13 protein-coding genes are annotated in these 15,409 nt (G+C 71.2%); 7 read left to right on the top strand and 6 right to left on the bottom strand.

From position 1 onward, the window contains the following. Nucleotides 1-146: 146 nt before the first annotated feature. Nucleotides 147-2,684 (top strand): tetratricopeptide repeat protein, encoded by a 2,538-nt coding sequence (locus AB0J66_RS28545; protein WP_364666800.1) that lies wholly within the window; start codon nt 147-149, stop codon nt 2,682-2,684. A 24-nt stretch (nt 2,685-2,708) separates the two neighbouring features. Next, complete coding sequence (locus AB0J66_RS28550) at nt 2,709-3,437, top strand: GNAT family N-acetyltransferase (RefSeq protein ID WP_364666803.1); 729 nt, start codon at nt 2,709-2,711, stop codon at nt 3,435-3,437. A 624-nt stretch (nt 3,438-4,061) separates the two neighbouring features. Here AB0J66_RS28550 and AB0J66_RS28555 read toward each other — a convergent pair. From AB0J66_RS28555 to AB0J66_RS28570, 4 genes are read right to left on the bottom strand one after another with little or no spacing between them, the layout of a single operon-like run. Continuing rightward, nucleotides 4,062-5,582, bottom strand: coding sequence for a methyl-accepting chemotaxis protein (locus AB0J66_RS28555; RefSeq protein ID WP_364666806.1), 1,521 nt, complete (start codon nt 5,580-5,582; stop codon nt 4,062-4,064). Nucleotides 5,583-5,623: 41 nt separating this feature from the next. Then, entirely contained in the window at nt 5,624-6,991 is a 1,368-nt protein-coding gene (locus AB0J66_RS28560) for a transaminase (protein ID WP_364666809.1), read from the bottom strand. A gap of 27 nt (nt 6,992-7,018) precedes the next feature. Continuing rightward, complete coding sequence (locus AB0J66_RS28565; protein ID WP_364666812.1) at nt 7,019-7,906, bottom strand: nucleoside hydrolase; 888 nt, start codon at nt 7,904-7,906, stop codon at nt 7,019-7,021. Nucleotides 7,907-7,910: 4 nt separating this feature from the next. Continuing rightward, nucleotides 7,911-9,563: a sulfatase-like hydrolase/transferase gene (locus tag AB0J66_RS28570; protein ID WP_364666814.1), complete on the bottom strand. Its 1,653-nt coding sequence runs from the start codon at nt 9,561-9,563 to the stop codon at nt 7,911-7,913. A 139-nt stretch (nt 9,564-9,702) separates the two neighbouring features. On the opposite strand from AB0J66_RS28570, the gene AB0J66_RS28575 reads away from it, so the two are divergent. The 5 genes from AB0J66_RS28575 to AB0J66_RS28595 all read left to right on the top strand — a co-directional run bounded on the left by AB0J66_RS28575 (nt 9,703) and on the right by AB0J66_RS28595 (nt 13,911). After that, nucleotides 9,703-12,099: a phosphoketolase family protein gene (locus AB0J66_RS28575; RefSeq protein ID WP_364666817.1), complete on the top strand. Its 2,397-nt coding sequence runs from the start codon at nt 9,703-9,705 to the stop codon at nt 12,097-12,099. Nucleotides 12,100-12,312: 213 nt separating this feature from the next. Beyond that, the gene (locus AB0J66_RS28580) at nt 12,313-12,666 is read left to right on the top strand and encodes a hypothetical protein (RefSeq protein ID WP_364666819.1); all 354 of its coding nucleotides are present in this window, start codon (nt 12,313-12,315) and stop codon (nt 12,664-12,666) included. Nucleotides 12,667-12,719: 53 nt separating this feature from the next. Beyond that, nucleotides 12,720-13,001: a hypothetical protein gene (locus tag AB0J66_RS28585; protein ID WP_364666822.1), complete on the top strand. Its 282-nt coding sequence runs from the start codon at nt 12,720-12,722 to the stop codon at nt 12,999-13,001. Continuing rightward, the gene (locus AB0J66_RS28590) at nt 12,998-13,411 is read left to right on the top strand and encodes a hypothetical protein (protein WP_364666825.1); all 414 of its coding nucleotides are present in this window, start codon (nt 12,998-13,000) and stop codon (nt 13,409-13,411) included. Before AB0J66_RS28585 ends, AB0J66_RS28590 begins: the two co-directional genes overlap by 4 nt. Next, a complete protein-coding gene (locus tag AB0J66_RS28595) occupies nt 13,408-13,911 on the top strand; it encodes a hypothetical protein (RefSeq protein WP_364666828.1) in 504 nt (167 codons plus the stop codon). Before AB0J66_RS28590 ends, AB0J66_RS28595 begins: the two co-directional genes overlap by 4 nt. Nucleotides 13,912-13,913: 2 nt before the next feature. On the opposite strand, the gene AB0J66_RS28600 is transcribed toward AB0J66_RS28595, so the two are convergent. Both AB0J66_RS28600 and AB0J66_RS28605 read right to left on the bottom strand, forming a co-directional pair. Beyond that, nucleotides 13,914-14,360 (bottom strand): hypothetical protein, encoded by a 447-nt coding sequence (locus AB0J66_RS28600; protein WP_364666831.1) that lies wholly within the window; start codon nt 14,358-14,360, stop codon nt 13,914-13,916. Between the two features lie 60 nt (nt 14,361-14,420). Then, entirely contained in the window at nt 14,421-15,374 is a 954-nt protein-coding gene (locus AB0J66_RS28605) for a 2-dehydropantoate 2-reductase N-terminal domain-containing protein (protein ID WP_364666834.1), read from the bottom strand. Nucleotides 15,375-15,409 lie beyond the last annotated feature (35 nt).

Genomic DNA, 15,409 nt, shown 5'->3' on the forward strand with positions numbered 1-15,409 from the left:
CGGCCGCGCCCGTTCACTCTGCGGCAGATTCCGCCCGCCCGGGCGGAATCCGAACGAATCCGAATGTCCGCCGCCCGACAATCCGGGTGGCGGGCGGCGACTAACGTCGATGATTCGCCGCCCCCACTCCCCCTCGGAGCCGCGCCTTGCCCTCCGCCGATCGGTTCGCCCGGCTGCCCGATCCCGGGCAGGCCACGACGCTGGACGAGTTCACCGACGGTCTGCGGCGGCTGAAGGCCTGGGCCGGCAACCCGTCGTACGAGACCATCACCGGCCGGGTCAACGCGGGGCGGCCGGCCGCGCGGGCGGTCGGCAAGACCACCGTGGTCGATTGTTTCCGCTCCGGCCGGCGCCGGCTCGACGTCGAGCTGGTCGTGGCCGTGGTCGAGGCCCTGCACTCCGATCTGGGCTACGTCACCCAGTGGCGGCACGCGCTGCGGGTGATCAGCGGCGAGTCCCGGGCCGCGGCCCAGGTCCGCGTGCAGGACGCGCTGCCCGACGACCTGGGCGGCTTCACCGGGCGTACGGCCGAGGCCGACCGCCTGGTGGCGGCGGTCCGCGACGGCTCGGCGGTGCTCCTGGCCGGGATGGCCGGGGTCGGCAAGACCCGGCTGGCCGTGCACGTGGCCCACCGCCTCGGCGCCTTCGACCACGTGCTCTTCGTCAACCTGCGCGGCTTCCACCCCGACGAGGCGCAGCCGCCGGCCGACCCGTCCGCGGTCCTCGACGGGTTCCTGCGCCTGCTCGGCGTGCCCGGTCAGCAGTTGCCCCATGATCTCGGGGCGCGCTCCGCCGCGTACCGCAGGAAGCTCTCCGGGACCCGCACCCTGGTGGTCCTGGACGACGCGGCGTCGGAGGAACAGATCCGGCCGCTGCTGCCCTCCGCGGAGGGCTGCGTGGCGCTGGTCACCAGCCGCCGCCGCTTCCCCGGCCTGACCACGGTCGACGTCGGCGTCTTCTCCGAGGCCGAGGCGCTGGCCTTCCTCGCCCGGGACGTGCCGGGCGTGCCCACCGGCACCGACCCCCGCGCGGCCGAGCGCATCGCCGCCCGCTGCGGCCACCTGCCGCTGGCGCTCGCCCTGGTCGCCGGGCACATGCGGGCCAAGCCGGGCTGGACGCTGACCGACCACGCCGACTGGCTCGACGAACGGCACCGGTCCGGGCGGCTCGACTCCGGCGTGCAGTTCGCCCTCGACGTCTCCTACCGCAACCTGCCGCCGGCCGGGCGCGACCTGCTGCGGCTGGTGGCCCAGCACCCCGGGCAGGACTTCGACGTGTACGCGGCGGCCGCGCTGGCCGCCACCTCGGCCCCCGGCGCCGCCGCCCACCTGCGCGAGCTGGCCGCCCACCACCTGATCCAGCCGGCCGGCGACGACCGGTACACCCTGCACGACCTGGTCCGCGCCTACGCGTCGGGCCGGGCGGCCGACGAGGACCGCCGGGCCGACCGCCGGGCCGCCCTGACCCGCATGTTCGACCTCTACCTGGCCTCGGCCGCGGCCGCCATGAACCGCCTCGACCCGGTCGAGGCCCACCGCCGCCCGTCGGTCGACGCCCCGGCCACCCCGCTGCCGGACGTCACCGACCCGCTGCGCTGGCTCGCGGCCGAGCGGGCCAATCTGATCGCCGTCACCGCCTACACCGCGGCCGACGGCTGGCCGACGCACACCACCCGGCTCGCCGCGGTGCTGTTCCGCTACCTGATGGGCGGCTTCCACACCGAGGCGCTGGCCGTGCACGGTCACGCCCGCGACGCCGCCCGCGCCTCGGGCGACGCCCACGGCCACGCCCGTGCCCTGGCCCACCTGGCCGTGGCCGAGGTCCAGCTCGGCCGGCACGAGGACGCGGCGGCCCACCTCGAGCAGTCCCTGCAGCTGTTCCGCCACGCCGGTGACGGCGTCGACCAGGCCCGCACCCTGAACAACCTCGGCGTCGCCGAGACCAGGCTCGGCCGGTACGAGCGCGCGGCCGGCCGCCACCACGAGGCGCTGTCCCTCTACGAGCAGGCCGGCGACCGCACCGGGCAGGCCCGCGCCCTGGTCAACCTGGGCAATCTGTCGTCGCGCACCGGCGACGACGCGGGCGCGGCCGGGCAGTACTCGGCGGCGCTCGCCCTCTACAAGGCCACCGGCGACGAGCTCGGCGCCTGCGGCGCCCTGTCCAACCTGGGCGAGGTCGAGGTCCGGCTGGGCCGCCACGCGGACGCGGTCGCCCACGTCGGCGAGGCCCTGTCCATCTCCCGCCGCCTCGGCAACCGCAGCCTGGAGGCATGGGCCCTGGACAGCCTGGGCACCGCCCACCGCGGCGGCGGCGACCTGGCCGAGGCGACGGCCTGCCACCGCGCCGCCCTGGACATCTTCGAGCAGACCGCCGACGTCGACGGCCAGGCCTGGGCCCACAACGGCCTGGGCGAGGACCACCAGGCCACCGGCGACCTCCCGGCGGCCGTGGCGGCCCACACCGCCGCCCACGCGGCCGCCGTCGCCGCCGCCGACCGGCAGCAGCACGCCCGCGCCCTGACCGGGCTCGGGGACTGCCTGTGGGTCCTCGGCGACCACGACACCGCCCGGCGGCACTTCTACGAGGCGCGCGCTTTGTGGATCGTGCTCCGCTCCCCCGAGGCCGACCGCATCACCGCCCTGCTCGAGGCGGAGACCAACCTGTCCGGCCGGTCGTCGCTGTAGACCCTCGGGTCCTATGGTCGTCGTGTGCTTCTCATCGACGCGCCGCGGCTCCAGGCCCGCAACTCCGCCGCCTTCTGGGCGGCGACCGGCCGGGCCCGCGGCCACCGGCTGATCCGCCGCCCCGGCTTCCTCGCCGTCGCCGGCGACGAGCGGGCCGGGCTGCGCATCCTCATCCAGGAGCCGGCCGTGACCGCCGGCGAGCTGTCGGAGATCGCCGGCTTGATCCGCGGCGCCCCGGGCCCGGTCGACGCCGAGGACCCGTTCAGCGCCACCGACCTGAGCCACCTGTTCGCCCGCAGTTGGCAGATGCCGGTGATGCTGCGCCCACCCGGGCCCGTCGAGACTCCGGCCCTCGAGGTCGTCCGCGTCCGCGACGAGCCCGGCCTGCACGCGGCCGAACGCGCCGTGATCGCCGGCTTCGAGCTGTCACGCTTCGAGCCGTACCGCCCGGGTGAGCTCTTCCCCCGCGCCCTGCTGGACCAGCCGGGCATGGCCATCTTCCTGGCCTTGATCGACGGTGCTCCCGCGGGGGCCTGCGTCACCGTGACCGCCGACGGCCTCGCCAGCCACTACTGGGTCGGCACTCCACCGGCCCACCGCTCCCGCGGCGTGGGCCGAGCCGTCATGCTCGGCTCCCTGGCGCCGGTCGCTCATCTGCCGGTCACTCTCACCGCTTCGAAGCTGGGACGGCCCCTGTACGAATCGCTGGGCTTCACTGCCGCCACCCCGGCCACCTGGTGGTCCTCCCGCTAGGTCTTGACACCCGATCGAGCAGCAATGTGGTGCGCCAACACGGACAGGCCGACTAGGCCAGATTGTCAGTTCCGCGACCACCCGACCGACTCGCCAACCACTCGAGGTCCTCATGCGGCTGTGAGGCGATGCTGTAAAGGCGCCGGGCATGTCGACGAGCGCGAACACTGGAACGTCGCTCCAGGTATGGGCCGATCCCTCGATGACGATGTGCGGATTCTTCCGCAGAGCTTCCCTGTTGGACGCGAAGGCATCTTCCACCACAGCCGGATCAACGCCGAGCTCCCACACCCGTCTCTTGACTTGAGCAGTACGGATCGTTGCTTTCTCGTCTCTGATGACATCGACAAAAACAGAGGGGGGATCAGATCGAAGCTGTTGTTCCAACTTCTTCGAGTCTTGGAGCCACTCAAGCCTACGAGTGTCGGGAAAGGCAAAATGAACCGTCGAATCTGAAGGCTTCACCTTCTGCTGCCGGCGATAGTTTGTAACTTCTTGCGCAGGCTCGGCTGATCGCTCCGAGTGCCAGCTTGCGCACAGGATGATCCGCCGTGGCGACAGGAAGCCAGAGGTTACGCCTTTCGCTCACCAACCAAGCGGGCATCGGTCTTTCGCCCCGGGGGTTCAAGACGTTTCCAGGGCGTGGGCCATCGTCGCCTGTTCCTCCAGGACCTCGCCGATGCGGGTCTGGACGGAGTCCAGCTGATGGATGGTCTCGCTGGTGTCGCGGATGCCGCCGGCCACCGACTCGGCGCTTTCCTGGAGGGCGGCGATCTGCTCCGAGACCTTCTTGGTGGCGTCGGCGGTTTCGCGGGCCAGTTCCTTGACCTCGCCGGCGACCACCGCGAAGCCCTTGCCGATCTCGCCGGCCCGGGCGGCTTCGATGGTGGCGTTGAGGGCGAGCAGGTTGGTCTGGTCGGCGATGGAGGAGATGATCTGGATGACGTCGCCGATGGCGGCGGAGGCGTTGCCGAGGGCGTTGACGTCGCCGGTCATGGCCGAGGCGCGGCTCACCGCCTCGTCGGCGACCCGGGTGGCGTCGGCGGTGGCGCTGCGCAGGCGGTCGACGGTGTCGAGCAGGGCCCGGGCGTTGGCCTTGGCCGCCTCGGCGGCGCGGACCACCTCGAGGCGCTGGGAGACGAGTTGCTGCACGTTGCGCAGGGCGTCGGCGCGGGAGTCGGACAGCTCGACGAACTCGGTGGTGAAGAAGTCCATCGTGCCGACGATGCGGTCGCCGCTGACGATGGGGAAGCAGACACCGGAGCGTACGCCGGCGCGCTGGGCCGCGGGGGCCCGGACGCAGTCGGTGAGCTCGCCGATGTCGCGGACGAAGACCAGGTCGCGCTGGCGCCAGGCCCGGCCCGACAGGCCCACGCCCTCGGCGAAGGTGGCGGCCAGGGTGACCTTGCGGAACTCCTCGCCCGCGTTGCCCGACTCGACCTGGAAGCGGAGCACGTTCTCCTGATCGTCGACCTCCCAGTAGGAGCCGTAGGCCCAGTGGAAGGCCGTGCGGACCGCGTCGAGGGCCGCCTTGAGGGCGATCGCGGAGTTCTCGGTGCGCCCGAGGGCGGTGACGACGCTGGTGACGGCGAGGCGGTCGTCGGCGACCTGCCGGGTGGTGTACGCGGCGAGGGCGGCCACCCGGATCTGCTCGGCGAGCCGGCCGATGGCGCCCCACTTGCTGATCAGGGCGGCGTCCATGGCGATCGGGTTGCTGCCGTAGAACTCCAACAGGGCGACGAGTTTGGTGCCCCGCATGGACGGCACGATGACGGCGGCCCGCGCGCCGGCGCGGACGGCGGTCTGGAACCGGGCGTCGGTGGACGGCTGGTCGGAGTTGGCGTAGACCGGCTTCGAGGTGCGCATGGCCTGCTGGACCAGGCTGGACGGGCCGGTCAGCTGGCCCTTGAGCCGGCCCAGCTCGAACTCCAGTTTCAGCGCGCCGTTCTCGACGCACCAGACGGCGCCGTACTCCATGTCGTAGAACTCGACGTAGGTGGAGGCGTAGATGCGCCAGGTGCTGCCCTCGCCGGTGGCGGCTTCGAGATTCCTCGACAGCTCTTCCAGCGCCTCGATGTCGCGCGGCGGGGTGCGTTTGGCGGAGGGCTCCGCCAGCTCTGGGCGGCGGCTACCGAAGAGACCCATGACAGTCAGGCTACGGAGTGAAATGCCGCTTTTTCCGGGGTTTACGACGTTAACTCGTGCAAAGCCTCGTTGAAGAGCGCGTGGTGCCGCTCGACATCCTCGGCGGTGGTCTGGGGTGACATGAGCGCCATGTTGTGGAACGGGGTCAGAAGAACCCCGCGGTTGGCCAGGTAGACGTGCAGGAAGTCCTCGAGCTCGGCGTCCGCGTGGGCGGCCGACTCGGTGCCGTTGCGGGGAGCGGGGTCGGCGAACCTGTACTCGACGCGGGCGCCGAGCTGACTCACGGACCACGGCAGCGCGTACGTCTCAATGATCTTGCGCAGGCCGGAGGCGAAGGCCGAGGCCGTGTCGATCATGCCGCCGAAGGCGGCGCCGGTCAGGACCTGCTCGAGGCAGGCGCGGGTGGCGGCCATCGAGACCGGGTTGCCGGCCAGCGTGCCACCGACGCCACCCATGTCGACCAGGTCGAGGTCCGTGCGGCCGGTCAGGGCCGTGGCGAGATCTTCCGAGAGGCCGTACGCCCCCACGGGGATCCCGCCGCCGATGGCCTTGCCGATGGTGACGACGTCCGGTGACAGCTCCCAGTACGCGGTGGCCCCGCCCGGCCCGGCCGAGAACGTGTGGGTCTCGTCGTTGATCAGATACGTGCCGTACCTGCGGGTCAGCTCACGCACCCCGGCCAGGTAGCCGGGCTCGGGCAGCACGATGCCGATGTTGGTCAGCGCCGGCTCCATCAGCACCGCGGCCACGTCGCCGTGGGCCAGCTCGCGCTCGAGGGCCGCGAGATCGTTGAACTCGGCCACCCGGCTCGTCGTGGTCACGTCGGTCGGCGCGCCGACGTTGCCCTCGCGGCTCTGGCCGCGCCCGTCCGGCCCGACGACGATCAGCGACTCGTCGACCGAGCCGTGGTAGCAGTAGCTGTGGAAAAGGATCTTCGGCCGGCCCGTGACGGCCCGCAGCAGCCGGATGGCCCAGCGGTTGGCGTCGGTCGCGGTCAGGGCGAAGCTCCAGTACGGCACGCGGAAGCGCCGGCTGAGCTCGGCCGCCACGACGGCCGCGTCCTCGGTCGGCATCATCGTGGTGGCGCCGCCGAGGGTGGCCAGGCGATGGGTGACCGCCTCGACCACCGGCTGCGGGGAGTGCCCGGCCATGGCGCCGGTGTCGCCGAGGGCGAAATCCAGGAACTCGTGGCCGTCGACGTCGGTGATCCGGTTGCCGCGGGCGGTCGCGAAGTAGAGCGGGAACCCGGCGGCCGTCTTGTTCATCCACGTCATCGGCACGCGGCCGAACAGGTGGTCGGACCGCTGGTAGGCCGCGGCCGAGCGGGGGTGGCGCTCGGCGAAGGCGGCCCGCTCGCGGGTGGCCAGCTCGGCGAGACGACCGCGATCAACTCCGGATTCCGTCGACATGCGGCGATGCTACTAATGATCTGGTGTCTAGGCGATAGGTGGGCCGCTGATTCCGTTGATCCGGTGCAAGATGATCATCGCAGCGTCTCGGCCGGCGCCGAAGACCACCCTGACCGTTTTGTCGCCTGTCTCGGAAATGTGGCCGTCGGGCGCCACGCTCAGCGGCAGGTCCAGCGCATCGGGCCGGATTTCGCCGGTGGCGATGGCGGCGGCCAGCGGATCGTGCAGCGGGACGGCGCGAGTCCCCGTACGGCCCTCGTAGAAGTCGAGATAAGCCGGCAGCATCCCGGCCAGCGCGCGGGTCAGCGGGGTGTCGGTCAGCGACGCCCGGTCCCGCTCGGTCCAGCGGTGCTGCAGGGTGACGTCGAGCGGGACGAGGGTGACCGGCCAGGCGGCCCCGAAGACGGCAGCGGCCGCGGCCGGGTTGTCACCGATGTTGGCCTCGGCCCGCGGGGTGACGTTGCCCGGCACCCGCACGGCCCCGCCCATCACCGTCACGCTCGCGATCCGCCCCGGCAGCCCGGGGTCCTCGGCCAGGGCCTGCGCGAGATTGGTGCACGGGCCGGTGGCCAGCAGGTGCAGCTCACCGGCGTGCTGCCGGGACAGGTCGAGGAGCAACTGCACGGCGGTACGCGGATCCGGCGACCCGCCCGCCGGCAGTACCGCGCCGCCGACGCCGTTGTCGCCGTGCACCGCCTTGGCCCCGCGCTTGATCTCGCCCTCACCGACCGCGACCGGGATGTCGTCGCGGCCGGCCAGGGCGAGCAGGCCCAGCGTGTTGCGGGCGGCCTGGACGGCCGAGGTGTTGCCGTTGACCGTGCCGATGCCGTTCAGCTCGACGCCGGGATGGGCCAACAGGTAGGCGACGGCGATCGCGTCGTCGATGCCGGTGTCGCAGTCGAGGTGGAGGATCATCCGCTCATGATGCGGGAGCCTGCGGGCCGAACGCGGCGAAGAACCGGTCCCGGAACGCGCTCATCGGCCACACCGGGGTGGTGGGCTGCGGCTTGAGCCCGTCGGCCCAGTTCCACGAGGTGATCTTGTCGAGCACCTTCGGGTCCTTGGCCACGATGGTGATCGGCACGTCGTGGCTGGCGTCGGCCCCGGCCGCGATCGGCGACGGCTGGTGGTCGCCGAGGAAGACCATGACCAGGTTGTCGTCGCCATACTGGGTGATCCAGTTGACCAGGGTGGTCAGCGAGTACCGGATGGACTTGCCGTACTCGGCCCGGACCTTCTTGGGCTCGGCCCACAGCGCCTTCGGCTTCGTGCCGTCAGCGACCATCTTCTCGTACACCGAGCCGTCGCCGACCTGGTTCCAGTCCGGCAGATAGTCCGGGATCGGCGCCCACGGGGTGTGGCTGGAGACCAGCGGCATCTCCACCATCAGCGGGCCGCGGCCCGGCTTCTTGTACTCGATGGTGTTGAGCTGCTTGAGCGTGTACTGGTCGGGCATCGGGGCCCAGCTGAACTTCGGGCCGTTGTAGCCGAGGTTGCGCGAGTCCCAGACCTGGTCGTAACCGTAGAACTGGCCTTCGGGCCAGGCCCGGGTGGCGCCGGGCATGACCGAGACCGTGCGGTACGCGGCGTTGTGGAACGCGCGGGTCAGGGTGAGCCGGTCGGTCGAGACGAGGTTGCGGTACCGCTGCTCGTTGTTGATCCACAGCCCGGACTCGAAGGTGGAGTGGGCCAGCCAGCTGCCGCCGCCGAAGGTGGGCGAGGTCAGCCAGCCGCTGCGCGCGGCGTAACCGGCCTGCTTGAGCTGGGCCGTGCCGCTCGCCAGGACCGGGCCGGTCAGCTCGGCCAGGGCCGGGGTCTCGACGGCGCTGCGGCCGTAGCTCTCGATGAAGGTGAAGATGACGTCCTTGCCCTTGAGCGCGGTCAGCATCTGATCGGTGGCGACGTTCTTGAAGGCGTCGTTCTCGACCTCCTTGGCGAAATTGGCCTCGTCCCGCAGGCCGGCGCGGGCCTGGTGGGCGCGGTCCCACGCGTAGGTGGCGCTGCTGCGCGCCGCGACCGGCACCGACGCGTACACCGAGATGCCGAGGGAGAAGGTCAGTGCCCAGGCCACCGCGATGCCGCCGGCGGTGATCGCCGAGCGGCGGCGGTGACGGGCCGCGACGGCGCCGATCCGCAGCACCGACCAGCAGGTGAGCGCGAGGACGGCGGCGACCAGCAGCAGGATCGCGGCCACGGCGGCGATCGCGGCGAGGCGGCCGTAGGAGTCGACCACGAAGCTGTACGCGTCGTCGAACAGCACCCAGTCGAGCACCGGGTCGAAGGGGCGGTTGAGCTCCTCGAAGAAGCCCATGTCCAGGCACTTCTCGATGACCAGCCAGCCGATGATCACGCCCATCACTGTTCCGGCTGTACGCCGCGCCTTGGTCGGCAGGAACATCAGAATCGCCACGACAAACGCCGCTTCGATCGGTATTCGGGCGAATCCGCCGGGAGTCAGGCGGGACAGGATGTTCGGGAAGATCAGGAAGGCGAAAAGGAGCACTCCGGCCAGGACGGTGAGCGACAGCTGGACCCGGGGGTGGCGGAGGAAGGCACGAACGCGTGGCGGCACGTCAGAGGGAACGGATTCACACCGCCGATCGGTTCAGTGACATCCCAAAGTCACTTTCGACCAGTACCAAAGACTCTATAGCTGCCCACTGGGTAGCCCTACGGTGAAGCCAACGACCGCGACGTGAGAGGACGTGCCCGTGCCGACGGCAACCTCGGACCTGCTATCCGCGCCCACCGAGGCGGAAATCGCCCAGCTGGACGCCTGGTGGCGGGCCGCCAACTACCTGACCATCGGCCAGATCTACCTGCAGGCCAACCCCCTGCTGCGGGAGCCGCTCAAGCCCGAGCACATCAAACCCCGGCTCCTCGGGCACTGGGGCACCAGCCCCGGCCTCTCCTTCGTCTACGCGCACGTGTGCCGGCTGATCCGGCACACCGGTCAGGAGACGCTCTACCTGACCGGGCCCGGGCACGGCGGCCCGGCCCTGGTCGCGGCCGGGTGGCTCGAGGGGACGTACAGCGAGATCTATCCCGCCGTCAGCCGGGACGAGGCGGGCATGCTGCGGCTGTTCCGCCAGTTCTCCAGCCCCGGCGGCATCCCCAGCCACGTCTCGGTGACCACGCCCGGCTCCATCCACGAGGGTGGCGAGCTGGGTTATGTGCTGGTCCACGCGTTCGGCGCGGTGATGGACAACCCTGATCTGCTCGCGATCGCGGTGGTCGGCGACGGCGAGGCCGAGACCGGCCCGCTCGAGGGTTCGTGGAAGGGCATCTCCTTCATCAACCCGGCCCACGACGGCGCCGTGCTGCCGATCCTGCACCTCAACGGGGCCAAGATCTCCGGGCCGACCGTGCTCGCCCGGAAAGACCCGGCGGAGGTGCGTGAGCTGCTCAGCGGCCACGGCTACGAGGTCATCGAGGTCGAGGGGTCCGACCTGCCCGGCATGCACACCCGCTTCGCGGCGGCCCTGGCCACGGCCTACGCCCGCATCGGCGAGATCCAGCAGACCGCCCGGTCCGGCGGCGGGGACGGCACCCGTCCTCGGTGGCCGCTGATCATCCTGCGGACCCCCAAGGGCTGGACCGGTCCCGAGGAGGTCGACGGCGTCCACGTCGCCGGCACGTTCCGGGCCCATCAGGTGCCGCTGGCCGGCGTCCGCGAGAATCCCGAACACCTGGCGCTTCTGGAGCGGTGGCTCAAGTCGTACGGCCCGTCGGAGTTGTTCGACTCCGGCGGTGCGCCGGTCGAGCTGGTGCTCAGCGCGACGCCCGAGGGTGACAAGCGGATGAGCGCCACCCCGCACGCCAACGGCGGCCTGCTGACGCGGGAGCTCGACCTGCCCGATTTCCGCGACTACGCGGTCAAGGTCGACAGCCCGGCCACCGAGCGGATCGAGTCGACCCGGCGCCTCGGCGAGATGATGCGCGACATGTACACGCGCAACCCCGACCGGTTCCGGCTGTTCGGGCCGGACGAGACCAACAGCAACCGGCTCGGCGCGGTCTTCGAGGTCTCCGACCGCGCGTTCATGGAGCACGTCACCGGCGACGACGTGGCCATCGGCCCGTCCGGGCGGGTGATGGAGGTGCTGTCCGAGCACAACTGCCACGGCTGGCTCGAGGGCTACAACCTGACCGGCCGGCACGGGCTGTTCGCCACGTACGAGGCGTTCGCCATGGTCAGCGCCTCGCAGACCGTCCAGCACAGCAAATGGCTGGAGGAGGCCAACCACCTGTCGTGGCGGGCCAAGGTGCCCAGCCTCAACGTGCTGCTGACCTCGACCGCCTGGCGCAACGACCACAACGGGTTCTCCCACCAGGGCCCCGGCCTCATCCAGGTGGTGCTGACCGCCCGCGGCGACGTCAGCCGCATCTACCTGCCGCCGGACGCGAACTGCCTGCTGTCGGTGGCCGACCACTGCTTCCGCAGCCGCAACTACGTCAACCTGATCGTCATCGACAAGCAGCCGCAGCTGCAGTGGCTGAATATGGACGACGCGATCGAGCACTGCGCTCGCGGCGCCGGCGTGTGGGACTGGGCGGGCACCGCCGACGACAGCTCGGACCCCGACATCGTGCTGGCCTGCGCGGGCGACGTGGTCACCATGGAGACGGTCGCGGCCGCGCAGATCCTGCGCGACAAGCTGCCCGGCCTGCGCACGCGCGTGGTCAACGTGGTCGACCTGATGACGCTGCCGCGCCCGAAGGACCACCCGCACGGCATGAGCGAGACCCTGTTCACCGAGCTGTTCACCGACACGGTCGACGTGGTCTTCGCCTTCCACGGCTACCCCGGCGCCATCCACCAGCTGGTGCACGGCCGGCCCGACGCCGACCGGTTCCGGGTGCGCGGCTTCATCGAGCAGGGCACGACCACCACCCCGTTCGACATGACGGTCCGCAACAAGGCGTCGCGCTACCACCTGGTCATGGACGCCATCAACAACGCCAAGCGCCTCCCGCGCGGCGCCGAGGACCTGAAGAAGTGGTGCCAGGAGCAGCTGGCCCGCCACGAGCAGTACGTGGTCGAGCACCTGGAGGACATGCCCGAGGTCCGCGACTGGACCCTGGGCGACTGGGCCACCAAGCCCTGAGCTCCAACTTTCGTCCAGAGGCCGTCCACCGGGCCGTCCTAGGGCCGGTCCCATGAGAACCGCAGTAGTCACCGGAGCCGGCGGCGGGCTCGGCCGGGCCATCACGGCCGAGCCGGCCCGCCCCGGCTTCACCGTCTGGGCGACCGGCCGCCGGCCCGCCGGCGCCTTCGAGAGCCCGGCCAGGCCGTCTACGCGGCCGGCAAACACGCCGCGATGGCCTTCACCCTGAGCACCCTGTTCGACCTGCGCCGCGCCGGCCACCGCGGCATCGACCTCTGCGCCGTCTGCCCCAGCGGCGTGGCGACCCCGCTGGTGACCGACCACGCCGACGACCCCGAAGCCACCGCCTCCTCCACGGCGCCCTTGCTCGCCCCGGCCGCGATCGGCCGGGTCGTCGGCCGCCTCACCGACCGCCCCCGCCCCGTCACCATCGTGCCCCGCCGCCGCGCCCCGCTGATGCGCTTCGCCGACCTCTTCCCCCGCCTCGCCACCCCGATGGTCCGAAAGATCATGCGCGACGCCCAACGCCGGCAGCAGCACTACGACGAACTCACCCCCTCACCTTGATCAACGCCATTCGTCCCGCGTTTCGGGGCCTCGGACCGCCTACCATCGTCGCTATGCGGCGATGGATGTTGGGCGTCCCCGGCGCGCTGGCGCTCGGCGCGGGCGGTTGGAAAGTGGTAACCAGCGACAACGGAACCGCCGGGGCCGTGCTCGTCATCGCCGGCGCGCTATTGCTCGTCGCCCCCTTCGTCGTCGATCGAGTGGAGCGCGTCTCGGTCGGCGGCTCCGGACTCGAGCTCGGGCTCTCGCGCAACATCGCCGAACAGGGCGCCCCGAAGACCGCTGCATTCTCGACCGCAGCGACCTCGCGCGGCTCACGGAGGCGTACGGGGTGATCCGGGAGGTACTGCAAGGCAATCACTACCGTGAGGTGCGCATCCACATCCAGGACGTCCTCATCAAGCGGGCGGCGACGATCTCCGAGCGGGAGAAGTTCGACCCGGCGGAGATCCGCAAGCTCTTCGCCAACGGCGCGCCCGTCGTGCGAGTCATGGTCCTGGGCCTGATGCGCGGTGATCCCTCGCTGGTCGACGCGAAGTCGCTCGCCGATGCGATCGCCCGGCCGGCCACACAGACGGAGGTTTATCACGCACTGAAGCTGGCGGACGACATGTGGGAGCGTTTCTCCGCCTCCGAGCGGGTGGAGATCCAAGAAGCGGCGAAGAAGGTGAAAGCCCCCAAGGGCAGCTTCCGGCAAGAGCTTGCGGCGAAGATTTCTCACGAGTCCTATCGTCAAGCGTCATGACCGATTCGCTGGGGTTCGTTGATCGGCCGCTGGTCGAGTTCACGGTCGACTGTGGTGAGCTGGTGCCGGCGCATAGGGTGGTGCTGACCGGGCTGGTTGACAACGGGCGCTCGCGGTCCGATCTCACCTCGCGCGAGCAGGAGGTCGCTTACCAGATGGTGTCGCTGGAGTACGCCCTGGTTCCCGGAGTGCAGGCGAACGAGGTGGTGCGGGGCTTCACCGAGCGCTTCGTGCTGTTGGCGGCCTTCGACACCGACGTGCCGATGCCGTGGACGACGGCGGGGAGCGACGGCATCGGGCCAGGCGGTATCGAGTTGTTCGAAGGCGGCGACCGAACGAACGGCGACCTCGGCCCCTGGCCGGTTCCGGACGGCGCTCGACGGCTGAGTTTCACGCTGTACCGCTCGCCGTCCTCGCCGGCTGATCCGCACACGCCGTTGGCCGGGACGCTTGTCGTCGACCTTGCGCTGGGAAGCGCCCGGTGGGCCCCCGAAGCGTGACCTCAGTCGCCCAGGAAGCCCATCACCGTGCCAACGAGGCCGAGGATGGTGGCGGCCACGCCGAAGGCGTCCGGGCGCTTGCCGCGGGTGGCCGTGACGACGATGGCGCCGGCGGCGAAGGACAGGGCCACGCCGCCGCCGAAGCGTACGAGCCAGGTGGTGGTCGGGGGGTTGGTCACCTCGGGGTAGCGCAGCTGCAGGTAGGCGAGCAGGGCGACCCACGCGCAGAAGCCGAGGACGACGCCGAGCACGATGAAGAAGAACGGGCCGCGCCAGCTCAGCGCGGCGGCGGCCCAGAAGCCGAGCGGGAAGACCGCGACGCACAAGGCCGCCACCTGTCCGGCCTCCGAGGTGAAGGCGTCGACGAAGAACGGTGTGGCGGCCACGCCCAGCGCCATCAGCACGAACGCGACGAACGTACGGCCGCCTCTCGACTGTTCCTTCTCCATACCTGACAACAGCAAGATCGCCGGCGGGCGGCCAGGGAACTGTCGCCGATGGGACCGCTGCTACGAGGCCTTCTCGGCGGCAAAGTACGGCTCGGCGGCCTCCAGCCGGGGCGTCGGGACGCCCAGGCGGCGGGCTTCGGCCAGGGTGTCGCGGCAGACGGCGCGGAGCTCCTCCGGGTTGGCGTGGGCCTCCATGACCGTACGCATCGGGGGGAAGTGGCCGAAGAGCCAGGCCATCAGCGGCGCGGTGAGCCAGAGGGGCGCCGTGTACGGCAGGATGTCGCCGCGGTGTTGTCGCAGGTCGACGCCGCGGGCTTCGGCCAGGGGGAGCAGCTCGCGGGTGGCCAGCAGCGCCTCGCGGACGCGGCGGGGCCGGCCGGCCAGCGCGGACAGGGAGCCGAGTTTCAGGCTCTGGGTGTGCAGGCCCGCGTTCTGGATGAAGTGGATGGCCAGCCAGCCGGAGAAGTCGGCGTCCTCCCGGATCCGGAAGCCGGCCTGGCGGAAGACTCCTCGGACGGCCTGCTCGCGCCCGGCCGGCGGGTGGCCGAGGGTGCCGAAGAAGACCACGGGCAGCAGGGCCGCCCGCAGCACGCCGTCGTCGCCGAAGCCGCCGCCGGCGCCGGGGAAGCCCCACGCCACCTGGCCGGCGGGCAGCGCCTCGACCGCGGCCGCCGGCTCGGCCCACAGGTTGTTGAAGACCAGCACCGTCGCCTGGCCCACACGCGGCCCGAGGAAGTCCATCACCTCGGCGAAGTTGTAGTGCTGCACGCTGACCACGATCAGGTCGAAGTCGTGGCCCGGCTCGAGCGTCTCGCGGTAGCGCACCGGCCACGTCTCGGTCACCCGGCGCCCCCACGGCCGGCGGCGCGCGTCGACGAGCTCCAGGTCGATCGCGTCTCCGTAGGCGGCGGCCCGGCCCGGCCGTACGTAGAACTCGATCTCGTGCCCGGCCTTCTCCAGCGCCCACCCGTAGGCCGCGGCGATGACGCCCCGGCCGAACATCAGAACCTTCACGGCACACCCCTATAATTGGAGATCGTCTCCACTTC

Origin of the sequence: Actinoplanes sp. NPDC049598, from assembly GCF_040675435.1 — a bacterium.
In the GTDB taxonomy this organism is placed as follows: Bacteria; Actinomycetota; Actinomycetes; order Mycobacteriales; family Micromonosporaceae; genus Actinoplanes.